The 24,716-nt window shown below is 67.3% G+C and carries 21 protein-coding genes, 1 tRNA gene and 1 pseudogene; 18 read left to right on the top strand and 5 right to left on the bottom strand.

All coding sequences use genetic code 11. From position 1 onward, the window contains the following. Positions 1 to 404: 404 nt before the first annotated feature. Together ABZX22_RS16115 and ABZX22_RS16120 are read right to left on the bottom strand one after the other, a co-directional pair. Entirely contained in the window at positions 405 to 1,175 is a 771-nt protein-coding gene (locus tag ABZX22_RS16115) for a very short patch repair endonuclease (protein ID WP_354909200.1), read from the bottom strand. Continuing rightward, on the bottom strand, positions 1,172 to 2,449 hold the full coding sequence (locus tag ABZX22_RS16120; RefSeq protein ID WP_354909202.1) for a DNA cytosine methyltransferase: 1,278 nt from the start codon (positions 2,447 to 2,449) through the stop codon (positions 1,172 to 1,174). Before ABZX22_RS16120 ends, ABZX22_RS16115 begins: the two co-directional genes overlap by 4 nt. Positions 2,450 to 2,673: 224 nt before the next feature. On the opposite strand from ABZX22_RS16120, the gene ABZX22_RS16125 reads away from it, so the two are divergent. The 4 genes from ABZX22_RS16125 (at position 2,674) to ABZX22_RS16140 (ending at position 5,596) form a co-directional block, all read left to right on the top strand. Further along, positions 2,674 to 3,528: a hypothetical protein gene (locus ABZX22_RS16125; protein ID WP_354909205.1), complete on the top strand. Its 855-nt coding sequence runs from the start codon at positions 2,674 to 2,676 to the stop codon at positions 3,526 to 3,528. A 110-nt stretch (positions 3,529 to 3,638) separates the two neighbouring features. Then, positions 3,639 to 3,812 (top strand): transposase, encoded by a 174-nt coding sequence (locus ABZX22_RS16130; protein WP_354909206.1) that lies wholly within the window; start codon positions 3,639 to 3,641, stop codon positions 3,810 to 3,812. 403 nt (positions 3,813 to 4,215) lie between these two features. Further along, positions 4,216 to 4,815: a hypothetical protein gene (locus ABZX22_RS16135; RefSeq protein ID WP_354909209.1), complete on the top strand. Its 600-nt coding sequence runs from the start codon at positions 4,216 to 4,218 to the stop codon at positions 4,813 to 4,815. Positions 4,816 to 5,032: 217 nt separating this feature from the next. Next, positions 5,033 to 5,596 carry an NUDIX hydrolase gene (locus ABZX22_RS16140; RefSeq protein WP_354909212.1) on the top strand — a complete coding sequence of 188 codons (564 nt, stop codon included), beginning with the start codon at positions 5,033 to 5,035 and terminating at the stop codon, positions 5,594 to 5,596. On the opposite strand, the gene ABZX22_RS16145 is transcribed toward ABZX22_RS16140, so the two are convergent. After that, positions 5,574 to 6,797: a helix-turn-helix transcriptional regulator gene (locus ABZX22_RS16145; RefSeq protein WP_354909215.1), complete on the bottom strand. Its 1,224-nt coding sequence runs from the start codon at positions 6,795 to 6,797 to the stop codon at positions 5,574 to 5,576. The genes ABZX22_RS16140 and ABZX22_RS16145 overlap by 23 nt on opposite strands. Positions 6,798 to 6,919: 122 nt before the next feature. Between ABZX22_RS16145 and ABZX22_RS16150 the strand changes: the two genes are divergently transcribed. From ABZX22_RS16150 to ABZX22_RS16190, 9 genes and pseudogenes are all read left to right on the top strand, one after another. Next, positions 6,920 to 7,324 (top strand): hypothetical protein, encoded by a 405-nt coding sequence (locus tag ABZX22_RS16150; protein WP_354909217.1) that lies wholly within the window; start codon positions 6,920 to 6,922, stop codon positions 7,322 to 7,324. Further along, positions 7,321 to 7,653: a hypothetical protein gene (locus ABZX22_RS16155; protein WP_354909220.1), complete on the top strand. Its 333-nt coding sequence runs from the start codon at positions 7,321 to 7,323 to the stop codon at positions 7,651 to 7,653. The genes ABZX22_RS16150 and ABZX22_RS16155 overlap by 4 nt, the downstream gene beginning before the upstream one ends. Positions 7,654 to 8,015: 362 nt before the next feature. Beyond that, a complete protein-coding gene (locus ABZX22_RS16160) occupies positions 8,016 to 8,732 on the top strand; it encodes a GntR family transcriptional regulator (protein ID WP_354909223.1) in 717 nt (238 codons plus the stop codon). A 115-nt stretch (positions 8,733 to 8,847) separates the two neighbouring features. Then, positions 8,848 to 9,276: a plasmid replication, integration and excision activator gene (locus tag ABZX22_RS16165; protein WP_354909224.1), complete on the top strand. Its 429-nt coding sequence runs from the start codon at positions 8,848 to 8,850 to the stop codon at positions 9,274 to 9,276. Continuing rightward, complete coding sequence (locus ABZX22_RS16170; RefSeq protein ID WP_354909226.1) at positions 9,276 to 9,539, top strand: hypothetical protein; 264 nt, start codon at positions 9,276 to 9,278, stop codon at positions 9,537 to 9,539. The genes ABZX22_RS16165 and ABZX22_RS16170 overlap by 1 nt, the downstream gene beginning before the upstream one ends. After that, positions 9,536 to 9,853, top strand: coding sequence for a hypothetical protein (locus tag ABZX22_RS16175; RefSeq protein WP_354909227.1), 318 nt, complete (start codon positions 9,536 to 9,538; stop codon positions 9,851 to 9,853). Before ABZX22_RS16170 ends, ABZX22_RS16175 begins: the two co-directional genes overlap by 4 nt. A gap of 86 nt (positions 9,854 to 9,939) precedes the next feature. Continuing rightward, positions 9,940 to 11,355 (top strand): FtsK/SpoIIIE domain-containing protein, encoded by a 1,416-nt coding sequence (locus ABZX22_RS16180; protein ID WP_354909228.1) that lies wholly within the window; start codon positions 9,940 to 9,942, stop codon positions 11,353 to 11,355. Positions 11,356 to 11,538: 183 nt separating this feature from the next. After that, positions 11,539 to 13,101 carry a replication initiator gene (locus ABZX22_RS16185; RefSeq protein ID WP_354909522.1) on the top strand — a complete coding sequence of 521 codons (1,563 nt, stop codon included), beginning with the start codon at positions 11,539 to 11,541 and terminating at the stop codon, positions 13,099 to 13,101. Between the two features lie 142 nt (positions 13,102 to 13,243). After that, positions 13,244 to 14,323: pseudogene (locus ABZX22_RS16190) on the top strand (recombinase family protein); the annotation flags it as partial. 577 nt (positions 14,324 to 14,900) lie between these two features. Here the strand turns inward: ABZX22_RS16190 and ABZX22_RS16195 are convergent. Continuing rightward, positions 14,901 to 14,986: transfer RNA gene (locus tag ABZX22_RS16195), tRNA-Leu, on the bottom strand. A 108-nt stretch (positions 14,987 to 15,094) separates the two neighbouring features. Between ABZX22_RS16195 and ABZX22_RS16200 the strand changes: the two genes are divergently transcribed. From ABZX22_RS16200 to ABZX22_RS16210, 3 genes are all read left to right on the top strand, one after another. Then, positions 15,095 to 16,372: a M20/M25/M40 family metallo-hydrolase gene (locus tag ABZX22_RS16200; protein WP_354909229.1), complete on the top strand. Its 1,278-nt coding sequence runs from the start codon at positions 15,095 to 15,097 to the stop codon at positions 16,370 to 16,372. 187 nt (positions 16,373 to 16,559) lie between these two features. Further along, positions 16,560 to 17,123 carry a hypothetical protein gene (locus tag ABZX22_RS16205; RefSeq protein ID WP_354909231.1) on the top strand — a complete coding sequence of 188 codons (564 nt, stop codon included), beginning with the start codon at positions 16,560 to 16,562 and terminating at the stop codon, positions 17,121 to 17,123. A 182-nt stretch (positions 17,124 to 17,305) separates the two neighbouring features. Beyond that, entirely contained in the window at positions 17,306 to 19,291 is a 1,986-nt protein-coding gene (locus tag ABZX22_RS16210) for a chaplin family protein (protein WP_354909232.1), read from the top strand. A 192-nt stretch (positions 19,292 to 19,483) separates the two neighbouring features. Here the strand turns inward: ABZX22_RS16210 and ABZX22_RS16215 are convergent, their stop codons facing one another. Beyond that, positions 19,484 to 19,669, bottom strand: coding sequence for a DUF5703 family protein (locus ABZX22_RS16215; RefSeq protein WP_354909235.1), 186 nt, complete (start codon positions 19,667 to 19,669; stop codon positions 19,484 to 19,486). Positions 19,670 to 19,846: 177 nt separating this feature from the next. On the opposite strand from ABZX22_RS16215, the gene topA reads away from it, so the two are divergent. Beyond that, on the top strand, positions 19,847 to 22,510 hold the full coding sequence (topA, locus tag ABZX22_RS16220; protein WP_354909237.1) for a type I DNA topoisomerase: 2,664 nt from the start codon (positions 19,847 to 19,849) through the stop codon (positions 22,508 to 22,510). A gap of 318 nt (positions 22,511 to 22,828) precedes the next feature. Then, on the top strand, positions 22,829 to 24,712 hold the full coding sequence (gene tmk, locus ABZX22_RS16225) for a dTMP kinase (RefSeq protein WP_354909239.1): 1,884 nt from the start codon (positions 22,829 to 22,831) through the stop codon (positions 24,710 to 24,712). The last annotated feature ends 4 nt before the right edge of the window (positions 24,713 to 24,716 follow it).

A 24,716-nucleotide genomic window follows, 5' to 3' on the forward strand; every position in this document is an offset into this window, starting at 1 on the left:
GCGGGGACACTCGGCAATCAAACGTGAGGCCGCCGACTGGTTCGCGGCCCTGGTCGCGAGTACGTGATCGTCGTGCTCGGCCCCACAAGTATCAGCGGAGTGTCACGGCTCGTTCCGGAGGCGGAAATGAAGAGGCCCTGAGCCTGTGACTCGCACATTCTCAGGGCCTTCGTGGTGTCCGAGGGGGGACTTGAACCGTTCGCCTACCTTGTTAACCAGGCCAGCTGCTGGATCCCTCTGGACGAGACGGATTGGACGACTTCGAAGGAGCCGATCCGGTGACACCTCTACATTGACTGTCACTGCTCTCGCCTAGAGCCAGGTGACACTCAGTAGCTGCCGCTGGGCGCGTACGGGGGCCTGCCCCACGAGGTGTTGGACAGCACCGCCTTGTGACCGAAGGCCTAGCGGTTCCGCACGGCCTCTTCGATTCGTGAGGCAGCTTCGACCGGGTCCTCGTGCTCCCAGACTCTGATGACGAGCCAGCCGGCCGCTTCGAGCTTGGAGTCTGTGTCGCGGTCACGGGTTCTGTTCTTTTCGATCTTTTCGTTCCAAAACTGGTCATTGCGGCGAGCCGGCCGATAATGCTCTGAGCAGCCGTGCCAATAGCAGCCGTCTGAGAACACCGCCACTTTTACCTTAGGGAATACGACGTCCGCTCGTCTCCGCAGTCCCTCGATCGGGGGCGCGTCCACGCGGTAGCGGAGACCGAGCGCGTGGATCGCCGACCTGAGGGCGAGTTCGGGCTTGGTGTTGCGGCTGCGGTTGGCCTTCATCACCTTCCGGGAAGCCGGAGTACTGGCCCATGAGTCCTCCGCCGGCTCCGGAATGATCAATCGCTCTTGCTCGAACGCAAGGCGCCATGCGGCCGCGAGATTACGGATACGAGTTGTTTCAGTGACCTCGCCAAGATAGGCATTCCCGGTCTTGCCTTTGTCGGACCAGCGAAGGTAGGCCCGGATCCGACGGGTATTCGGAAGTAGTTTGAGCTCAACGGACGCCAACGCCTGCCGACTGTTTCCAAGATCGATGAAACGTCGATCGTGCCCACCAGCCGCGCGATCCTGTTCCGCAGTGCGTTCGGTACGGCTGAGGCCGGGCTTACCCTTCCACGCTCGATCGGGCGGTGGCTTGTCATTCCACCGCATGGACTCGGCGACGGGTGAGTCGGTCACGTCGATGCTTCGGCCTCGTCCAGGACCGTCGCGACCGCGTTCGCGAAGACCCGGCCGAGAAGAACGGGTACGGCATTACCGAGCTGCCGCATCTTCTCTCCACGAGGTCCGGCCAGGGCCCAGTTGTCAGGGAAAGTCATCACCCGAGCGGTCTCGCGGACGGTCATGTACCGGTGCTCGCCGTTATCGAGAAGCATCACCGACTCGCCCCCCGGGACTCCGTGGACGCCAGCCTTTACGGTCTTGGCGGGGCGATCCAATTCGTTTGGTGTGTGTCCGGGATAGATTCGGGCGTCCGGCCAGCCGATGTGATCCGTGAAGCCGCCCAGGTGGTACTCCTTGCGGTCGAGTTTCTCGACCGGGGGCAGGGGCTTTTGTCCGTCGATGCCCTTGATAGCGTCGCGGAGAGTGCGCCATGGTCGAAGGCGTTCTTCGTCGAGCAACGGCAGTGGACGCTGTGGAATCCGCGCCATCACTTGCTCGCGAACCTTCTCGGGAACGTCCGAATGCCGTTCCCAGTACGAGCCGTTTCGCATGTCATCGTGAAGGCTCTTTTCGGAGAACTGCGGTCGCACCAGCTGCTCGAACCGATCCCAGTCCACCCCGAGGTCTCGCCGGAACGCGATCATGATCACACGGTTCCTGATCTGTGGGACGCCGTAGTCCGCCGCGTTTACGGGGTAGTGCCTGACGTCGTACCGTTCATGGTCATCTACCGTAGCGGTCTCGAGGAGGTGGCGCAGAACCTCGTCGTGGTCCTGCCAAGCGCTGTCCTCTGTTCGCTCTTCGAACGGAAGCGCCAACTCGCGCTTGATGTACTCGAAGTAGGGCATGAACGACGGACGGAGGAGCCCCCGCACGTTCTCGCAGATGACCGCCTTAGGCTCCATCTGCCTGATCGCCCTGAACATGTGTGGAAAGCCGTTGCGTTTGTCCTCGTCACCTTTGGCCACGCCCCCGAGGCTGAATGGTTGGCAGGGTGGCCCGCCAGCGAGGACGTCCACCCGGCCCTTGAGGTACTCGAAGTCGACCTCGGCGACGTCCCCCACGAGGAGCGGGGGGTTCTCGCCGAGCTCCGGGATGGGCGGTGTGGTGCCCACGTCGTACGGGTCAGCCTTGTTCGCTTCAAGCGTCTCGCAGGCACGCTTGTTGAACTCGTTGAACAGGAGGGGTCTAAAGCCGGCGCTGGAGACCGCCATAGCTAGGCCACCACCGCCCGCGAAGAGCTCGACGCTCGTACGGTCCCTCGGGGCGTGATTCGACTGTTCAACCATGGCGAAAGCGTACCGCGGAGTTAGTGATCTTGCAGCCCTATCGCTCGGGTTTCTTCGAACGCATGCGCAAATCTCCCCTCCAGGGTCGCGTCTGACATATGTGACCTGGCGCACCTCGCCTGTACCTAGACTTGCGAGAGTTGATCGAGACTTGGCTGAACACGACACCGGGAGTGGCGCATGGGGACGGGCGGCAAGACCACATGCCTCGGAGGGCGTCCCGCATGACTGGCCAGTACAGTGATGGGTTCCGCCTCAGCATCACCAAGGCACTGAGTACGCAACTCTATGCAGCCCTTGAGGCCCTCAAGCCGGCACCTCTGACCTTGGAGAACCTGGATGCTCTCAACGTTCAGGCCGCCAAGCTCGGCTTGGACAGCCTGTCGGGGGTGTATCAGCTCTACCGCCAGAAGCCGACTGGTGGACACGAGCTCACCTACGTCGGCAAGGCTGACCAGCCCCTGCCTAAACGTCTAAGTGAGCATCTCTTCAAGCTGTCCGGCAGGGTGGGCATCTCGATCGAGGAGATCGAGTTCAAGTGCCTCTTCGTGGAAGAAGACCTCTCTGCCGTCTCTCCGGAAAAGATGCTCATCAAAAGGCACCTAGAGACCAGCGCCATCGTCTGGAACAACCGCGGGTTCGGCATCAACGACCCAGGACGCAACCGAGACGGGACCGTCCTAAAGAACACCCATTTCGATCTTGAATATCGCATCGACCTGGATCGCGAGGTCTCCGACCTCCGGGCGGGCACTCAGTCCTTGCGTGATCTACTTCAAACGGTCAAGGCGGGAGTCCCCTACATCTTCCGCTATCAGCGCTCGGCAAGTTTCAAGGACAAGCTGGTCACCGTCCCCAGTGCGAACATGAGCGTGGACGAGATCTTTCGGTTCATCGCCGGGCACTTGGACGAGGCATGGAAGATCAGTGCCCTAGTGGGCTGGACGATCATGTATCCGGACAACAACCGCACTTATCCCAGCGCCTTTCGTTACTACCAGTCCAGCGGCACCGTCACGGACGCTACCCCCCAGACGAAGCAAGCCGAAGAAGGCGACGATGAGAGCATGATGCTCTGACGTGATTCGCGCTTCGCTCAGGCACCAGGAGCCCGCCGAACGTGTTCTAGGCTCTGTTTTTGCGGAGCTTGGTTAGCTGGTGTGGCTTGATGGTGTGATGGTGCGTCGTCATGAGCACTGATGCCGCATGGGCGCGGATCGATCCGCTACCGCTCGCAGGTCCTGGCCGCTGTGGCCGTTGGCATGACCATCGGCAGGCGATCAATGGCATCGTGTGGAAGATCCGCACCGGTGCCGACTGGCTCGTCGTACCCGAACGTTCCTGCCCCTGGCAGACGCTGTAATGGCTCCCTAATGGCCCGAGATCAGCCCACGACCTGGAGTTTGTCACGCACCGCGCGTACCCCGCCCTGCCTGAGATCATCCCGTCTGCCGTCGTCCCGCCCGAAGGGGAAGCGGCCCAGGGCCATGGGGTCAAGGTGGAGCGCCCCACTGGACGAACGACCTTGGCCCCATGGCCCTGGGCCGCTCGGCTTGTCCCGGGTCGATGGTGGGCGGGATGATCAGGCCCCACCTCAGCCACCCACAACCGCTTAGCGACGTGTGCGCCTTAGCGATCATCCCGGAGCCGGAGCGCCCCCGCTGGGGCGTGCTTGACATACGGAAACGCTCGACTCGCCTCTTGTGTCAAGATCGTCTCTTCTCTAAGGTGAGCACTCACTCGATCACGCAAGCTTTCCTTACTCCATGGAGGAAGTGGTGCGCATTTGGGCTCTTTCTGCTGCTCTTATCGCCGTACTGGTTGGCTGCGCTAGCCCTGCTTCCCTACCGACCGCCAGAAGCGTAAGCCCATCCGCTAGCCCCGAGAGTCCTTCTGCAGCGAAGGAGCTTCCTAACCCGAAGGGCGCCGTCCTCGACTTGGAGAAGGACGAATTTCCCTACACGCTGCAAGGAGTCAGCGCCGGAACAAACCCAACGGTCAAGGGGGACCCCGCGTCCCCCGGAAATACCTTCCTCTTGGTGATCCTTAAGCTGGATGGCACCTTAAAGGACAGACCAACGGCGATGGACCCGTTCCTCTGGCTCAGCGCTTACTATCCAGGCTGCAAGGATGTGTGTTCCAGCCCTATGGGTGCGGCCTTTGTCCCTAAGCCCAAGGAGGAGTTCGTCCAAGGAGGCCAGGGTCAGTTAGTATCCTGGGAATACGATACGAACCTTCAGCCTGGGATCTCGTATTACACCCTCGTGTACGCACAAATCCCCGAGGGGGTCGATCTAAAGCAGGTTCAGGTTTGTCCGTACTTCGAACGGAAACCCTGCATCGACGTAAAGGACCTGGTGTCCTAGAACTGTGAGGACACGCAGCGATCGGAGAGCGGCCCGAGTGGCGGGCCGCGCGCGAGAACGGCCCCCAGGCCGCACGCGCAGCGTGCGGCCCGCAAGCTCGGGCCGCGTGGCGGCGCTTGCGCCGCCCTTGATCCATATAAGCGCTATTCGGCAACGATCTATGGTGTAGCCGTGAAGCCCGTGTACGGCAGGCATCGGTGACGGTAGCTTCGCCGATGTGGCTGACGACGCTGAGCTGACGCGCTGGATCGTTCACGGTGAACGCCTGATCTATGACAACCGGTGGATTCGGCTGGGTATGGCCGATGTGGAGATTCCCGGTGGTGAGCGGTTCGAGCATCACGTTGTTCACCTCGACAGGGCGGCCATCGCTGTCGTGGTCGACGAGGAAGACCGCGTGCTGCTGATGTGGCGGCACCGCTTCGTGTTCGACCGTTGGGGCTGGGAGTTGCCCGGTGGCCTGGTGGACGCCGGCGAAGACCCGATGACTACGGCTGCTCGCGAGGTCGAGGAAGAGACCGGGTACCGGCCGCGCAGCGTGGAGCACCTGGTGACCTATCAGCCGATGGCGGGCATGGTCGACTCCGAGCACAGCCTGTACCTGATGCGGGGCGCCGAGAAGGTGGGCAGCCCCGAGGGAGAGGTGGAGGCCGACCGGATCGAATGGGTTCCGATGTCGGAGATCCCGGAGATGATCGCCCGCGGTGACATCTGGACGTCGGGCACGCTGATCGGTCTGCTTCAAGCTCGCGAGAGGCTCAACGGCCAAGCGCACGGTTGACGGCTGCGGCCAGCTGGTTGATCCGCCGTCGCTGCCGGCGGCTCCCGGTCATGGTGGCGAGCTGCTGCGCGCGGTGGACGTGCGGTTGGGCCGCGTCCGCTTGTCCTGCCGCCAGAAGGGCGTGTCCCAGGTCGCACCGTACGCCGGACTCGGCGCGGTTGTAGGTGCCGTCCATGCCGGCGAGTGCCGAGCGGAGATCCTCGACGGTGCCGGGGTCGCCGAACCGGACGAGGCAGTTGCCGCGCCAGCGTGCGAGATGGTGGCTGTTGATCGAGAGGTATGGCATGTCCGGATCCGCATCGCCCTCGGGCAAGTTCCGGGCGGCCTCCTCCAGTGCGCGGCGGCAGGTGATTTCGTCGCCGAGTATGGCGGCGGCTTCCGCTTCGGCCGCTGACAACCAGGTGCGGAGTCGCGATGGAAGGTGTCCACCGTTAACCGCGTGGACGTGCTGGAGAAGTTCGGTCGCCTCTCCGGGCCGGCCGAGCTCCATCAAGACGTACGCCTGCTCACCGGAGACGTACGCCAGCACGGCCGGGTCATCGGCCTGGGCTGCGGCGGCCTTGGCGCGTTCGTAGTGGTTCCAGGCGTCGTTGAGGGCAAGGCTGTTGATCGCCTGCCATCCGGCCAGTGAGGCGGTCTCGGCGAGGAGATGCGCGAGTTGGGCGCGGATGCCCGGCCGTACGGCGTGGCTGTGGGCGCGTTCGATCTGGGACATCTGCGCCCGCATCTTGTCGGCGATGGCGACGCCACCGAGTCGACGGTCCAGCAGACGAAGGTTGTTGGTGTCGGTGCTGAGGATCATGACCATCGTCGGGTCTATGGCCGCTGACGCGTCTAAACGGGCGATCAGCTCGGCTGCTTGCTCCTGGTGCTCGTCGTCGACGTCGCCCGTGGGAGAGGCGATGTCGAGTGGTGCGAGACCCATCAGCATCCGTGCGTGATCGGGCAGGCCAAGTCCGGCGGCGATGCGCTCGAAGACGGTCAGGTCGGTGATCGGTCCTGCCTGTCCTCGCAGGATGGCACTGATTCGAGGTTGGCTGAGGCCGGTCGCCGCGCTGATGCGTACCTGACTGGCTCCGGCGTGCTTGACAGCGAGTTTGAACAGGCCCGAAATATCGCGATTCTTGAGAATTATTCTGCTTTCGTCGCGATCCCATACCGGTGCGGGGATGTGGATCGGATCGAAAGCGTCTCTGTGCATGCGAACCTCCCGGCGGTTGACCCCCGACGTGGTGTGTTGGCGTGCGGATTGCACTCTATATCCATTCGTTGGATATCTCCGTGGGATAGGTAAGAGCCGCAGCGATATTCATGCTGTGCGGCATGACAGAGCCAGTTAGATGCAGCGAATGCAACGGGCGCGGCTGGAAGATCGCGACTCGGCGCGGTCATGTCGCGGCGTCGCGTTTGGGCTTGGCCACCTCTGTTCGCCAGGACTGCCTTTACTGCGAAGGTGCCGGCGTTCCCGCCGAACGCTTCGAGTGGGAGGTCTTCGTCGGCGCGAAGGGCGGCGAGGCGCTGGAGGCCAGCGGCACGAGCCCCTTCCAGGCGACGGCGATGGATGCCCTGCGTACGGCGATGCGCGACCTTCCCGCAAATGCCTGGGGACAGATCAGGCACCAGGTGTACGACGTGGGCGCGGTCGCGGATGACCACTCCTCCCGGATCATCTTCCGCGCCTTCCTCGACGCGGCGGGCTCGGTGCGCTTCGAGCGGGTGACCGCATGAACGCGCCACGTATGTGGCCGGTCCGTCCCCGTGCCAGCGCCGAGATCTTCAGCAGGGCTCTTTCGGGCCATGGCGTAGCGGCGGACGTCCATGACGGGTACGGCCTGGCACTCGTATCGGTTTGGGTCGGCCTCGTCGTCTGGTGCGACGGTTACCGCTACTGGTGGCGAACGGGATGGAACGCCGAACGACGTCGCGTGATCTACGCCTGGCATCCGGCGAATGAGCCGGACAGGGCGGCGCGCAGGGTCCTCCTCCGCTACAACGAACTGCGGGAGCAAGGGCTGTCGGACGCCTTGGCCGAACTCGTTCGGGACGTCCAGCCGTGAGGCGAAAGGGCTGTCCTGCCGTTCACCTGCCGCCGTTGCAGTCCGGCCATCGAACACTCACCTGGTACACGGCCCAGCGTTTCGACACGTTGCGCGTCATCGACTGGACCTGCTGTGAGCATCGCACGATCTTCTACGAGTTGTGCGCGGCCGGCGGCCTGCTTTTCATCCGCCGATCTGTTCCCGGCCAGGAGACGGCATACAGCGACGCCTGGCGTACACGGGAAGGGCAGGAGCGGTGGCGTGAACTCCTGTGCGGCAGTTTGAGATAGCTGTCCGTAGCTTCAAGGCGTCCTGACAGGGCGACGCTCAGCCGCTACTGTACTTATGCAGACAAGTGGAAGTCCGAACAGGCGGTTGAGATGAGCATGGAGTTCGCGCCTCCGAAGTACGCCCAGGTGATGACCGCCATTCAGGAGCGCATCGACAGTGGCGAGTATGCGGCCGGCGAGATGCTTCCCTCGGAGTCTCAGCTTGTCAGGGAGTTCGGCGTCGGCCGTACGACGGTGGTGCGGGCTCTTCAGACGTTGGCGATGCAGGGATGGATCGGACGCGAGCACGGGCGAGGCTCGTTTGTGAAGGGCCGTCCCGATGCTCCGGCTGATCGGGTCCGGCCTGGCCTCGCCTCGATGGAGGAGGCGGAAGAGGCGGACAGCGTCTTGGGCGTCGATCGCGTTCCCGCTCCGCTTCACGTCGCTCGACTCCTGGGCGTCGAGGAGCGAACCCCCGTCATCGCACGCCAGCGTGTGACACGTCAGGGCGACTTGGTGACAGCGGTGGAGACGTTCTGGTTCCCGCTCGAGATCGCACTTGGTACGGATCTCGACAAGCCGCAACCGCTTCGGCGTGGCATCCGGCATCACCTCCAGGCCGTCAAGCACGTCAGGTTCGATCACGTGACCGAGCGGGTCACGGCACGGGTGCCGACGAAGGACGAGGCTCGGGTGCTGGGGTCGACCGACCCCGTTCTTGGCGTGCTGGCTACCGTTCATGACCCTGCAGGGGCGGTGCTTCTCGTGGCGGGCATCGCCCTCCCCGGCACGGTTCACGAGCTTGAGGATGTCTACCAGGTGAGCTAAGTCTTACCGCCGCATCCGAGTCGACCACTTGTGCGGACGAGTTGCTCGACGTACTCTCAACTTAATCGGACAAGTGGACGACTCAACATCGAGTCATCTTGAAGAAGGGCATCACATGGCTCTCCAAGGCCCCATCCCCGTCACCTACTCCATGGTCTTCCCGCATGGCTGCTACATCGTCGGCGACGTCGAGCCAGTCAAGGATTTCGACGCCTCGACCAACGGCAGGTTTGTGCAGGCCCGCGACAAGCTGACCAGTGAGCTGGTCTGGCAGGTCGCGGTCATGGACGGTGACCCGACCGTCAAGGCCGCCCAGAAGACCGTGGCGGTCAAGATCCTCAGCCCTGTGCAGCCGGTGCCGCCCGCGCCGATGCCGGGCCTGCCGTTCACCCCCGTCGAGTTCGACGGGCTGTCGGTCACGCCGTACGTCAACGGCAACGGCCGTCTGGCCTACTCGATCAAGGTCCGCGAGATGCACGCCCCCCGCCACACGGCACCGAACCCTGCCGCCGGCAAGGCCCAGGCCGGAAAGGACGTCGCCTGATGACCCGACGACGTACCCCTCGAACCAGCGTGATCCGCCTGACCACCGGCCAGGCCGCGCGCACCCTGCGCCACCCCTACGCCCTGCACCCGCCCGTCCTGGCGCTCGACTTCGGCGCCACCTCCGTCCTGATCACCACGGCCGGACCGGTCACGGTGGATGACCTGAAGTTCGCCCGCCAGCTCGCCCGCGAGGCCGCTCTGTTCGTCCTGTCGCTGGAGCGCCGCTTCGGGCAGGCCGACAGTCGGGCGGTGGCGGCATGACCAGCCCTCGCCCCTACACCTACGTCACCATGTCGATGCAGCCCGACAGAGCTCCGCGCCTGTCGGTCTCCTTTCACACGGCCGACCTGCGGGTCCGGGCCGGACTGCTGTCCAAGCCCCGGCCGTACCTGGAGTTGTCCACCGCAGAGGCCGACGTGTCCATCTCCACCACCGGCGCCGGGCCGGTCTCTGACGCCGACCTGGCCACTGCCCGCGAGATCTTCAACGCCGCTGCCACATATCTCGCTGACTGCGAGCGCCTGCACACCGAACAGACAGCCCAGGCCAAGGGCGCCACCGACCCGGCGGTCTGACAGCAAGGCGGGGCCGCTGGAAGGTGCAACTTCCGGCGGCCCCTGGGTTCTCCCACGACTTCCACATCACGAGAGGTTCCAAGCTTATGTTCAAGCGGCTTCCTGGCGATGAGGCGCGCACCCTCGTCACCACCACGCCGGACACGGCCGTCGTCTTCCAACCGGCCGTGCTCAAGACCCCCGCCATCCTGACGATCCTGATCTACCTGTGGCGCTTCCTGGTCGCGCTCGTCCGTACCGTCTGGCGGCACCCGGTCGCGGTCGCCATCCCGGCCGGCCTGGGCGCCATCTGGCACCTGTACGGCTGGCCGCTCGCCGCCTCCATCGTCGGGCTCGTCGCCCTGGCGCTAACCGGGTGGGCGTTCGTCGATCGCGGCTCCTTCACCCACCTGATCGGCCGGCGGCTGCTGGCCTGGTGGCGGCTCGTCTGGATCTACCGCCGTCACTGGCAGTCGGTCACCTTCGTCTCCGGGCTGGCCAAGCGCATCAACGGCCGCGATTACCTGCCCTATCTGGTACGCGTACGCTGCGACGGCTGGGCCGACCTGGTCACGGTGCGGATGCTGAAGGGGCAGGCGGTCAAGGACTGGACCGACCGTCTCGACAACCTGGCCCAGGGTTTCGGCGCCACCTCCTGCCGGATGGCGTTGATCAAGGGCGGGCGGCTGCTGCTGACCTTCCCCCGCCACGACCCGCTGGCCGCTCCCATCCCCGCCCTCCCGATCCCCGGCGAACCCACGGTCGGGCCGGTCGAGATCGGCAAGCGTGAGGACGGCCAACCGTTACGGCTGAAGATCCTCGGCACGCATATCCTGATCGCGGGCGCCACCGGGGCGGGCAAGGGCTCGTTCCTGTGGGACACCATCCGCGGGCTGCTGGCGGCCATGCGGGCGGGCCTGGTGGAGATCTGGGCGCTCGACCCGAAGCTGATGGAGCTGTCCTTCGGCCGAGAGCTGTTCACCCGCTACGCCGCCCATCCCGGTGACTGCGCCGACCTGTTAGAGGACGCGGTCGACGTCATGCAGAAACGGGCGGCCCGCTTCGCCGGCCGGCAGCGCAACCACACCCCGACCATCGAGGACCCGTTCGTCCTGGTGCTCGTCGACGAGGTCGCGTTCCTGACCGCCTACCAACCCGACAAGCAGCTCCGGCAGCGCATCTCCGCCGCGCTGGCCACCCTCGCCACCCAGGGCCGATCGGTCGGCGTCGGCGTGATGGCGGCCTTGCAGGACCCGCGCAAGGAGGTCATGAACATCCGCAACCTGTTCCCCGACAAGATCGCACTCCGGCTCGACGAGTCCGAACAGGTGGACATGGTCCTCGGCGACGGCGCCCGCGACAGGGGAGCGTTGGCCGACCACATCTCACCCGTCCCCGAGCTGGGCGCAGGGGTGGCTTATATGCGGCTGGAAACCTCACCCGAACCCGTCCGTGTCCGGGCGGCCTACGTCTCCGATGCCGACATCCGCGCCATGGTCGCCGAGTACGGGGAGGCCGCGTGAAGGGACACCGTTTCCTCCTGGAGGGCCTCCGGTGCGCCTCTTGCGGCGCCGAGACACGCTCTGGCTCGACCTGGCGGCAGGGCTCGCGGAGTGCTCCGAGTGCGGCCAGCGCGCCCACACGCACACCGACGAAGGAGGTGAACTTTGACTGATCGCTCCCTGCCTCGCGCGGTACGGCTGGCCATGCCGCTCGCTCGCGAGGTCGTGGAAGAGGTCGCCAAGCACTACGGCGTGTGCATCCGGCCTGTTGCCCTCAAGCGGCTGGACACCTACACCGGCAAGTGGGAGATCATCGATGTTCCGTGCGGTGCCACCCTCGACAGCAAGTGCCCGCCGTGTGCTACCCGCAACCGCCACCTGCGGATGACTCAGTGCCGCGAAGGTTGGCATCTGGAGGAGGAACCCGCCATCGCTCCGGACCCGGCCAGCGAGGAACAACGCTGGCTGGTGGAGTTCCGCGCCGACATCCAAGCCCAGCGCGACCAGGCCGACCGCCTCGGCGAGGACACCACCGACCTGGACGCGGTCATCGTCGGCCTGGACGAGGAGATCAACGAGGCGGGCATGCGCGGCAACGTCCTCGGCCGCGTCACTCCCAAGCGCTCCCGTTCCACCAGGCGCCGCCAGGACGCCCCAGACCTGCCCAAGCGCACCATGGCCAGTACGACCCTGGGCCGCGTGTTCACGGGCACGGACGGCGCAACCTATCGGCCGTCGTTGTTCGTCACCCTCACCCTCCCGTCCTACGGCAAGATCCGAGACGGCGTTCCCGTCGACCCAGACGCCTACGACTACTCGCGGGCCGCTCGTGACGCGCTGCACTTCTCCAAACTGATCGACCGGTTCGTGCAGAACCTGCGCCGCGTGGCGGGCTACGACGCGCAGTACTTCGCCACCGTGGAACCACAGAAGCGGCTGGCGCCGCACCTGCACATGGCCATCCGGGGCACCCTCTCGCGCGCCGAGATCAAGCAGATTGTCGCCGCCACCTACCACCAGGTGTGGTGGCCCCAGATCGACGAAGTCCGCTTCGACGGCGAACACCTGCCCGTCTGGGACGAGGAAGTCGGCTACCTCGACCCGGCAACCGGTGAGGTGCTGCCCACCTGGGACGAGGCCCTTGACCGGCTCGACATCGATCCGGACGCCCAACCGGCGCACGTGATCCGCTTCGGCGATCAGGTCGACGTCAAGGGGGTGCTCGCCGGCACCCCGGATGCCGACCAGTGCATCCGCTACCTGTCCAAGTACCTCACCAAGAGCCTCGATGAGGCCCTCGACGGCCAGGCCCAGCGCGAGCACGCCGCCCGCTTCATCGACGCCCTCCGCTACGAGCCTTGCTCGCCTGCCTGCCCCAATTGGCTGCGCTACGGCGTCCAGCCCAAGGGCGCCAGAGAAGGGATGACTCCCGGCCGATGCCAGGGCAAGGCCCACAAGCCTGAGCACCTGGGCTACGCCGGTCGCCGCGTCCTGGTCTCCCGCAAGTGGAGCAACAAGACCCTGACCGAACACAAGCAAGACCGTCGCACCTGGGTTCTGGAAGCCCTCGGCCAGACCGACGGGCCCACCGACCCGCACCGCTATGTCTGGCGGCCCGTCCCCGCCGGCGACGTCAACGTGGAGTCCCTGACTGTCCGGCTCCTCAGATCCATCCATGAGCGGCAGCGCTGGCGCGCACACCTGAGCGAGCTGGAAGCCCAAGCCACCGGCCAAGATCTTTCGGCAACTGAGGCGGTGGCCGCGTGAACCGAGACCAGAAGCTAGTGATCGTTCTTCCCCCTGGGCCTCCCGCCCTGAACGCGAGCGCTGCGGCTGAGCTCCTTGCGATCCTGTTGGAGGTCCAACAGGAAGCCCAGGACGTCCGCGCCGATGCCGCCTGAGGAGAGACATGGACACCATTCGTTTCGGCTTCTACGGCCGTGTTTCCACAGAGGACAACCAGGACCCGGCCTCTTCTCGTGCCTGGCAGCTCACCCGCTCTCGTGCGCTCATCGAGCCGCGCGGGGGAGTGGTCGTCGCCGAGTTCTTCGACGTGGACAAGTCACGCTCGATTCCCTGGCAGCGTCGACCCCACGCGGCGAGGCTGCTGGCGGAACTGCGGCATCCTGATCGTGGCTTCGAGGCGGTGGTGATCGGAGAACCGCATCGTGCCTTCTACGGCAACCAGTACGGCCTGACCTTTCCGATCTTCGAGCACTTCGGGGTGCCCTTGTGGGTCCCAGAAGTGGGCGGCCCCATTGACCCGGCCAACGAGGCGCATGACCTCGTGATGAGCGTCTTCGGCGGCATGAGCAAGGGGGAGCGCAACCGGGTCAAGGTCCGCGTGCGAAGCGCCATGGGCGCACAAGCCCAGATGGAGGGCCGGTTCCTTGGCGGGCGACCGCCGTATGGCTACGTCCTGGTGGACGCCGGTCCGCATCCCAACCCGGCGAAAGCTGCGGATGGCCGGCGGCTGCATCGGCTCGAACTCGACCCCATCGCCTCGGTCGTGGTCGCTCGGATCTTCTCCGACTTCCTCGCGGGCTACGGCCTCTTCTCCATCGCCGAGAGGCTGACGCGAGATGGCATCCTGTGTCCGTCCGCTCACGACCCCAAGCGCAACCGCCACCGGTCCGGGGTCGCCTGGTCCAAGGGCGCCGTGCGTGCCATCCTGCTCAACCCTCGTTACACCGGCTACCAGGTTTGGAACAGGCAGCGGAAGGACGAAGTCCTGATCGACGTGGACGACGTCGGCCTTGGGCACATGCCCAAGCTCCGCTGGAACCCCAAGGACAAGTGGATCTGGTCGGACGCACCCGCGCATCCACCGATCGTGAGCCGCGAGGATTTCGAGGCGGCGCAGCAGACGCTCCACAGTCGAGGTGATCGCTACACCGACAAGACCGTCAGGCGGGCTCAGCGCGTGTACCAGCTCCGTGGACGCCTCATCTGCGGACTCTGCGACCGCAGGATGCAAGGCCACTGGGCCAACGAGATGCCCTACTACCGGTGCAGGTTCCCAGAGGAATACGCGCTCGCCAACCGCGTGACCCACCCCCGCAACGTCTACCTGCGCGAGATCGACGTAGCCCCCAAGCTCGACCGCTGGTTGGGGCGCCTGTTCACGCCGTCGAACATCGACCGCACCTTGGACCTCCTGGTCACAGCCCACGACACGCCGTCCCCAGAACTGCACGAGACCGAGGTCATCAAACGGCAGATGGCCGAATGTGACCGGAAGCTGTCCCGCCACCGCGCGGCCCTGGAGGCCGGCGCCGACCCGGTGCTCATCGCGAGTTGGATGAGTGAGGAGCAAGGCCGGAAGACGGAGCTGCAACACAGGCTCACGCGTCTCCCCGTCGCCGGGTCTCGAACCATCGATCGCGACCACCTGGCCGCGTCCCTGGATGAGCTGGGGAGCCTCGTCGAGGTTCTCGGGAGAGCGGACCCCACCCGCAAGGCCAAGATCTATGCCGACCTCGGCCTGAGGCTGGTCTACCACCCCTCACAACACAAAGTCCTGGTCGCTGTCTCCAGCAACCAGGACCATATGGGGTACGGGTCTGTGTCCGAGGGGGGACTTGAACCCCCATGCCCCGCAAAGGGCACTAGCACCTCAAGCTAGCGCGTCTGCCTATTCCGCCACCCGGACTTGGTGCCTGCACGCGGGACCGTCATCCCGCGTCGGCTCAGTAAGGTTAGCAAACTCTGCGGGGTGCGTCATACCGTGTTTCCTCGAGACCTGATCGAAGGAGTTCGCATGACCGCGCGCACCGGCGAGGACGAGGTCGTCGACCTCTGCCGCGACCTGATCCGCATCGATTCGAGGAACGCCGGCGACAACGCCGGTCCGGGTGAGAGGAAGGCCGCGGAGTACGTGGCCGAGAAGCTCGCCGAGGTGGGCCTGGAGGCGCTGATCCTCGAGAGCGACGACCGCAGGGCCAACGTGGTCGCCCGGATCGAGGGGGAGGACCCGGGCAGGGGCGCGCTGCTGCTCCACGGGCATCTGGACGTCGTGCCGTTCGACGCGGGCGACTGGCGGCACCACCCGCTGTCGGGGGAGATCGACGACGGGTGCGTCTGGGGCAGGGGCGCCGTCGACATGAAGAACATGGACGCGATGATCCTGGCCGTGGCCAGGCAGCGGGTGCGGGAGGGGCGCAGGCCGCCGCGTGACGTGGTGCTGATGTTCACCGCCGACGAGGAGGCGGGTGGCGCCTACGGTGCCAACTGGCTGGTGGACAACCATCCGGGGCTGTTCGAGGGCGTCACGGAGGCGATCGGCGAGGTCGGCGGGTTCAGCGTGTCGCTGGGCGACGACCGGCGCCTGTATCTCATCGAGGCCGCCGAGAAGGGCATGGCCTGGATGCGGCTGACGGCCAAGGGCCGCGCGGGTCACGGTTCGATGCTCAACGGCGACAACGCCGTCACCGAGCTCGCCGACGCCGTGGCGCGCATCGGCCGCCACGAGTGGCCGGTACGGCTGACGCCGACCGTGAAGCGGCTGCTGGAGGAGCTGGAGATCGGCCCGGAGGACGTCGACAAGCTGGGCCCGATGGCGCGCATGATCGGCGCGGTGCTCCGTAACACCGCCAACCCGACGATGTTCCAGGGCGGCTACAAGGCCAACGTGATCCCGCAGAGCGCGGAGGCGGTGGTGGACGGGCGGTTCCTGCCCGGGTTCGAGGAGGAGTTCTTCGCCACGATCGACGAGCTGCTGGGGCCGAACGTGTCGAGGGAGTTCGTCCAGCACCAGGTGGCGCTGGAGTTCCCTTTCGAGGGACGACTGGTGTCGGCGATGGCCGAGGCGCTGGTCGCGGAGGACCCGGCCGCGAAGGCCGTGCCGTACGCGCTGTCGGGAGGCACGGACCTGAAGGCCTTCAGCCGGCTCGGCATCTCCGGGTACGGCTTCGCGCCGCTGCGCCTTCCGGCGGACCTGGACTTCTCCGGGATGTTCCATGGGGTGGACGAGCGGGTGCCGGTCGATTCGCTCCGGTTCGGGGTGCGGGTGCTTGACCGATTCCTGGGACTCTGCTGAAAAGCCCTTGCGACCACCTTGGGTGCTGCTACGGTTACGGACCGTTGAGGGGTGAGTCCACGGACCGGCCTCACAGATGAGGTCGGTTTCTGGCTCGGGAGGTCACGTGGCACGCATGCCGGTGCGGCAGTGGAGGGCGTTTGCCCTCCCTGCTCGGCGCGTGCCCGTGACTGTTTCAGAGGAGCGCGTGACCACCGATCGGGCCGCCCGGATGGCGCGGTTCGCGGCCGGCGCCTGCTCGGTCATCGCACGAGCGCTGACGGTGGGCGGCCTGCTGGCCGCCGGTTGGCTGCTCGCCACGCTCTTCGGTCTGCTCACCGCCACTCCGGCAGCCGCGGAGACCACCCCGGCCGCCGCGGATGTCACGTCGGCAGCGCAGATCACTCCGGCTGCCGCGGATACCACCGCGGCGACAGGAGCCGACACCCCTCAGGCCGTCGCCGGATTCCCCACGGCAGGCGGCACCGCCTTGGTGATGGACACCGCCGAGGCCATGGCCGGAGCTGAAGTCGACGGGCTGACCAGCCAGTCGAAGCCCGGCTTCCCCGCACCTTCCACCGCGGGCAAGAGCATGGGCGCCAAGGGTTTGGCCCCCAACAGCGGTGGCAACGGCCCGTTCGGGCCGGGCATGGGGGACCTCGCGCGGTCCTGTGTCGACCCGCGAGAGACGGCTCAGCGCGCCCCGCTGGCGTGCGTGCTGCCCCCGGTCTTCCGCACAGCGGCGGACGACCCTTCGTTCTCACCTGACTGATTCCGCTCGAAGCCGGAGCGTGGGCCGAGTCCCCTCCGCGGAGCGTGTGCTTTCACCGGTCAGATCTGGTTCGCGACCTTCCCGAGGTCTCCGCTGTGCGCGGTCGTCGTCACGACCTCGCTCGGCCTCGGCTGCCCGCGAACTGTCAGGTAATCCCCCCAGAACCACTAGGAGCATTCATCATGCGTACGTGGGCCAAGGCTTCGACTCCCGCGGCTCTGCTCGCGGTGGCGGTCATGTCCTTCGGTGGCGGCACCGCCGCCGCCGACACCTCCGGAGACTCCTCCATCGGTGGTGGCAACCAGGTCAACCTGCCGATCTCGCTTCCCGTCGACATCAGCGGCAACTCGATCGCCGCGGCCGGCGACTCGACCGCGACCTCCCAGGGCGGGGCGTCGGTCGAGAACGTCGGGAACACCGGCATCCCGAACAGGACGTCGGGCAACAGCAGCATCCTCGGCGGCAACCAGGTCAACGCGCCGATCAACGCCCCGATCAACGCCTGTGGCAACGCGCTGTCGCTGTTCGGCAGCTCCCAGGCGGGCTGCAAGGGCGGCGCCTCCGTCAAGAACGTCGGCAAGGGCGGCGCGGGGGGCAACAGGACCTCCGGCGACAACAGCATCCTGGGCGGCAACCAGGTCACCGCGCCGATCAACGCGCCGATCAACGCCTGCGGCAACGCGCTGGCCATCTTCGGCGACGCCACCGCGGGCTGCAAGGGCGGCGCCTCGGTGAAGAACGTCGGCAAGGGCGGCGCGGGGGGCAACACCACCTCGGGCCGGAGTTCCGTGCTCGGCGGCAACCAGGTGATCGCGCCGATCAGCGGCCCGATCAACATCTGCGGCAACGCGGTGGCGGTGTTCGGCCAGGCGTTCGCCGGCTGCAAGGGCGGGTCGAGCGTCACCAACCGCCCGGGCAGGCCGGGCCACGGCTACCACAGGACGCCGGGCCGTCCTGGCTCCTCGGGCAACGACACCGACGGGCGCTTCAGCGCCGGCAGCGGCAACCAGGTGATCGCCCCGATCAGCCTGCCCATCACCGCCTGTGGCAACGCGGTCGGCAACGCCGCCGCTGGTTGCAAGGGCGGCAGCTCGGTCGAGAACACCGCCGCGGGCAGCGGCGCCGGTGGCAACACCACCTCGGGGCGCTCGGGCGTGCTGTCGGGCAACCAGGTGATCGCGCCGATCACCGCTCCGGTCAACGTCTGCGGCAACGCGGTCGCCGTTCTCGGCCAGGCCTTCGCCGGCTGCAAGGGCGGGGTGTCGGTGAAGAACGGCGGCAGGGGCGCGGGTGGCAACACCACCTCCGGGCGCTCGGGCGTGCTGTCGGGCAACCAGGTGATCGCGCCGATCACCGCTCCGATCAACGCCTGCGGCAACGCGGTGGCGGCGCTGGGCCTGTCCGAGGCCCAGTGCAGGGGCGGCGCGTCCGTCTCCCCGCACAACGGCGTCGGCGGGGGCGGCAACACCACGTCCGGCCGGTCCGGCGTCCTGGCGGGCAACCAGGTGATCGCGCCGATCACCGCTCCGGTCAACGTCTGCGGCAACGCGGTCGCCGTCCTGGGTGACGCCGCGGCGGGGTGCCTCGGCGGCGCCAGGGTGGGCCGGCCGGTCGGCGACGGCCCCAGCGCCTTCGGCTGGACGCGCACCAGCGGCAGGATGGCCGGCGCGAAGGCCGGCGGCCTGCTGCCGGCCATGCCCGCCGTACCCGCCATGGCCGGCGTGAAGGATGTGGGCAACCTCACCCAGCAGATGAGCGGCTCGGGTCTGCCCGCCCTGCCAGTGGTCGGTGACCTCACCGGCACGCTCGGCCTGCCCGCGCTGCCCGGTCTGCCCGGCCTGCCGGGGCAGCCCGCCACGCCCGCCATGCCCGCCGTACCCACCGTGCCCGCCCTGCAGCAGGGCCAGGGCGCTCCCGCCGGCACCAACCCCGGCTCGGCTCTCGGTCCGGCCGGCTCGCTGGTCGCCTCCACCCCGGTGGGTGAGGCGGTCGGTTCCGCCGCCAAGTCCCTGCCCGTCGGCGACCTCGGTCTGATGAGCGCCGCTCAGCCGGCCGGCGTCACCGGGATGACCTCCAACGCGCTGCTGGCGCTGGTCATGGGCGCCATGTTCGCCGTCTCCGCCACGCTGTTCGCGACGACCCGCCGTATTCGTTTCGGCAAGAAGTAGCCATCGCACCACCCGCGTCCGGCGGGTGAACACCAAAGGATCGTCTGCCCGCTCCAAACCGGGGGCGGGCACAGGCCCGTCGTCCCCTCGCGGGACCCATGACACTTTGCCCGGCCGTGCCAGCGGGAACGGGCAAAGGCGAGACGCTTTGCCCGTTCTGGGGGGCGCGGCCCCAGGGCGGGCAAAGCCATGTCACAACGTGCTGCGGACCCGGATAACCTTGCGACGGAGCCGCACATGCCGGCTGCCATCGGGATGCAGCCGCACTCTGGCGAGCTCCCACTGTCCGTATTCAGCATGTTCGGTCAGCAGCTGACGTGCGGCTTCACGCGAAGTGTCGCGTGGGATATAGACGTCCATGTAGGAGTAGGCCAGCACAGCGATTAGTCTCCAGGGTGAGTTAGGGAGCGATGGCACTCACTCGGCCTTATTCTGCGTCCTTGAGTGAGACGGTGGCCCCCGGGGAAGGAAAAACCCTCGGCACGGGTTACCTTTCAGATCTGTGCCCGCTCCCGGCAGGGGGATACGCAAGCGAACAGCGAGGTAGGAAGCAGCGTGCCAGCCAACAACGGCAGCGCCGGCGGAAACCGCCTGGTGATCGTCGAGTCGCCGGCCAAGGCGAAGACGATCGCGGGCTACCTGGGGCGCGGATACATCGTCGAATCCAGCATCGGCCATATCCGTGACCTGCCGGAGAAGGCGGACGACATCCCCGAGAAGTTCAAGGGGGAGGCCTGGGCACGCCTCGGCGTCAACGTCGACCACGGTTTCGAGCCGCTGTACGTCGTCAACCCCGACAAGAAGGCTCAGGTCAGCAAGCTCAAGCAGCTCCTGAAGGACGCCGACGAGCTCTACCTCGCCACTGACGAGGACCGCGAGGGCGAGGCCATCGCGTGGCACCTGCGCGAGGTGCTCAAGCCGAAGGTGCCCGTGCACCGCATGGTGTTCCACGAGATCACGCCCCAGGCGATCCGGGAGGCCGTCGCCAATCCGCGCGACCTCAACCTGCGGCTGGTCGACGCCCAGGAGACGCGCCGCATCCTCGACCGCCTCTACGGCTACGAGGTCAGCCCGGTGCTGTGGAAGAAGGTCAAGCCCCGCCTGTCCGCGGGCCGCGTGCAGTCGGTGGCGACACGGCTCGTGGTGGAGCGCGAGCGCGACCGGATGGCGTTCACCGCCGCTCACTACTGGGACCTTTCCGCGCTGTTCGACTCCAACAAGCCGGAGGAGACACCGCGCGACTTCACCGCCACCCTGACCGGCGTCGACGGCAAGCGCGTCGCGCAGGGCCGCGACTTCGGGCCCGACGGGCGGCTCAAGAACGCCAGCGTGCTCCACCTGTCCGAGCAGGCCGCCGCCGAGCTGGCCGGACGGCTGCGCACCGCGTCGTTCGCCGTCGAGTCGGTGGAGCGCAAGCCGTACACCCGCAAGCCGTACGCGCCGTTCCGGACGACCACGCTGCAGCAGGAGGCCAGCAGGAAGCTGGGCTTCTCCGCGAAGTACACGATGCAGGTGGCGCAGCGGCTGTACGAGAACGGCTTCATCACCTACATGCGTACCGACAGCATCACGCTGTCGGAGACGGCGGTCGCGGCCGCCAGGTCGCAGGCCATCAAGCTGTACGGCTCGGCGTACGTGCCCGACAAGCCACGCGTCTACGCCAGCAAGGTGAAGAACGCCCAGGAGGCGCACGAGGCGATCCGCCCGTCCGGTGAGGAGTTCCGCACGCCCGGCGAGACCGGGCTGAGCGGTGACATGTTCCGCCTGTACGAGCTGATCTGGCAGCGGACCGTGGCCTCGCAGATGAAGGACGCGGTCGGCGAGTCGGTCACGGTGAAGGTGGCGGGCGGCGGCGCGGAGTTCACCGCCACGGGCCGGACGATCACCTTCCACGGCTTCCTGAAGGCCTACGTCGAGAGCGCCGACGACCCGTCGACCGACCGTGACGACTCCGAGAAGCGGCTGCCGAACCTGGCGGAGGGCGACGCGCTCGGGCTGACCAGGCTCGACGTGTCGGGTCACTCCACCAAGCCGCCGGCCCGCTACACCGAGGCGTCGCTGGTCAAGGAGCTGGAGGATCGGGAGATCGGCCGTCCTTCGACGTACGCGTCGATCATCGGCACGATCCTCGACCGGGGCTACGTGTTCAAGAAGGGCACCGCGCTGGTGCCCTCCTTCCTGGCCTTCGCCGTGGTGAACCTGCTCGAGCAGCACTTCGGCAACCTCGTCGACTACGACTTCACCGCCGAGATGGAGAAGGTCCTCGACGACATCGCCAACGACCGGGCCGAGCGCGTTCCCGAGCTGCGCCGCTTCTACTTCGGCCACGAGGGCGACGAGGGCCTGAAGGAGATGGTCACCGACCTCGGCGAGATCGACGCCAAGGAGATCAGCTCCTTCCCGATCAAGGGCAGCGACATCGTGATCAGGGTGGGTCGCTACGGCCCCTACCTCGACCGCGAGGGCGTGCGCGTCAACATCCCCGAGGACATGACGCCCGACGAGCTGACCGCCGAGAAGGCCGAGGAGCTGTTCGCCAGGCCGACCGGCGACCGCGAGCTGGGCAGGGACCCGGTGACCGGCAACATGATCGTCGCCAAGGACGGGCGTTTCGGGCCGTACGTGACCGAGGTCCTGCCCGAGGCCAACGACGACGCCAAGAAGCGCACCAGGAAGGCCGACGCGCCCAAGCCGCGCACGAGCTCGCTGTTCAAGTCGATGTCGTTGGACACGGTCACGCTGGAGGACGCGCTCAGGCTGCTGTCGATCCCGCGCGTGGTCGGCGTGATCGACGACGAGGAGGTCACCGCGCAGAACGGCAAGTTCGGTCCCTACATCAAGAAGGGCACCGACTCGCGGTCGATCGGCTCGGAGGAGGAGCTGCTCACGATCACGATCGAGCAGGCCAAGGAGCTGTTCGCGCAGCCCAAGCAGCGCGGCCGCCGTACGGCTGCCGCCGCGCCGCTGCGCGAGCTGGGCGAGGACCCCAACTCCAAGAAGCCGGTCGTGGTCAAGGAGGGGCGTTTCGGGCCCTACGTCACCGACGGGGAGACCAACGCCTCGCTCCGCAAGGGCGACACGGTCGAGGACATCACCATCGAGCGGGCCGCCGAGCTGCTGGCCGAGCGGCGTGAGCGGGCGCCCGCGGCGAAGAAGGCTCCGGCCAAGAAGAAGACGACCACGACGACGACGAGGAAGAAGCCTGCCGCCAAATCGTGACCGGTGAATTGTCGGTCACCGATCGTAAGCTGACGGGGTGATCCGGCAGCCGGTCAGCAGAGCGGGTTCAGCCGGGCATGGCGCGTGCCGTGCCCGGTTCGTGGTTCCGTCGTTCACCGTCAGTGGGCGGGTGCCGCCTGGGCGTGCGGCTGCGCGCGCGAACGGGGTCGCGGGGAGCCGGGGCGCGCGTGGGCCGACACCGCGCGATCTGCCCGGCCGAACTTGCCTGCGCGGGGAGTCCACAGGTATTACCCTCAGGCCACGAACAGCCGGGCATATCAGACTCCCGACCTCAACCCCCCTGGATACCCTGACACCATGACCGTCCGCAGACCGGCGCATGTGCTGGACATCTCATCTTTCCGCAGGCTGTGGATGGCCATGTCCGCGAGCAGCCTGGGCGACTGGCTCACCCTTCTCGCGTTGACCGTGCTGGCCGCGCAGGTCACCGCGGCGAACGGCTACCAGTCGCAGGCGGCGGCCGTCGGCGGGGTGTTCCTCGCCAAGCTGCTGGCCGCGCTGCTGCTCGGCCCGCTGGCGGGCCCGATCGGCGTCCGGCTCGACCGGCGCATGACGATGCTCGTCGCCGACCTGGCCAGGCTCGCGCTGGTGGCGTCGGTGCCGCTGGCCGGCAGCTACACGTGGGTGGTGGCCGCTGCCTTCCTCGTCGAGTGCGCGGCCCTGTTCCGGGGGGCCGCGAGCGACACCACGGTGCCCGCGCTGGTGCCCACGGAGCGGCTGGAGGAGGCGACCAGGCTCGGCGTCCTCGTGACGTACGGCACGGCGCCGGTCGCCGCGCTGCTGTTCACCGTGCTGACCGCGGCGGGGCAGTGGATGGTGGCCGGGAGCGCGCTCGCCTACCTGGTGTCGGCCACGCTGGTGTTCACGCTGCGCGGGGTGCCCAGGCGCGGTGGCGCCGTCGCGACGCCTTCGGTGCTCGAAGGCTGGCGGGCCGTGGGCGCCGACCGGCGTGCGCGCGGTGTGCGCGCGGGGCTGCTGGCCACGGTGGCCGCGGGCGGCGCGCTCGTCGGTGTCAGCGTGCTGGCCGGCGCGGTGGCCTACGGGGTGGTGGTCGGGGCGCTCGGCGTGGGCGTCGCGATCGGACTGTTCTTCGGTTCTCGGGTTCTGACACAGCTGTCGCGGCTGCGCCTGCTGGGGGTCTCGGTCGTCGCGGTGGGTGCGGCGCTGGGGGTGATCGCGCTCGTCGGTGACCGGTCCGTGGTGGTCATGCTCACGGTGGCGCTCGGCCTGTGCGCGGGCGTCGCCTGGCGGGTCGGCCTGGACGTCCTGCGGGGCGCCTTCATGGAGCCGGTCGCCAGGGTGACGCTGCTGCTGGTGGCGGCCGTGGTCGCGCCCGCGGCGGGCCTCACCGGAGGTGCCGTGCTGGCGCTGCTCGCCGTGGGCGGCCTGGTGATGGTCGGCGGCGCCCTGGCGTTGCGGCGGGTGGACGACAGGAAGGGTGTGTCACTCTCGGAGGACCTGCTCGCCGCGCTGCGTGGCGAGCGCTACACACCGGGGGATGTGGAAGAAGTGCCGGGGGTGTTCATCGCCTTCGAGGGCGGAGAGGGTTCGGGCAAGACCACGCAGTCGCGACTGCTGGCGATCTGGCTGCGCGACCAGGGGTACGACGTGGTGCAGACCAGAGAGCCCGGCTCGACCAAGATAGGTATGCGGTTGCGCGCGATCCTGCTGGACGCGGCGGAGAAGGGCCTGTCGCCCAGGGCGGAGGCGCTGCTCTACGCCGCCGACCGCGCCGAACACGTGGAGAAGGTCATCGGTCCCGCGCTGGAGCGAGGCGCGTTGGTGATCACCGACCGTTACGTCGACTCCTCGCTCGCCTACCAGGGGGCGGGCCGGTCGCTCGACCCCGCCGACGTGGCCGACGTCAACGCCTGGGCGACCAAGGGGCTGCTGCCGCGCCTGACGGTGCTGATCGACACCCCGCCGTCGATCGGGCTGACCCGGCTGGGCGGCGCGGCCGACCGCATCGAGTCGGAGCCGCTGGACTTCCACGAGCGGGTGCGCAAGGAGTTCCGCAAGCTCGCCGCGGCGGCGCCCGAACGCTACCTCGTGGTCGACGGCACGCTGCCGCTCGACGAGATCAGCAGGACCGTCCAGGACCGGGTGCGCGACATCCTGCCCGACCCGGTGCCGAGCGAGTCCGAAGACATCACCGGCACGATGCCCGCCATCCGCGACTAACCTT

Source organism: Nonomuraea sp. NPDC003804, assembly GCF_040610675.1.
Taxonomy (GTDB): Bacteria; Actinomycetota; Actinomycetes; order Streptosporangiales; family Streptosporangiaceae; genus Nonomuraea.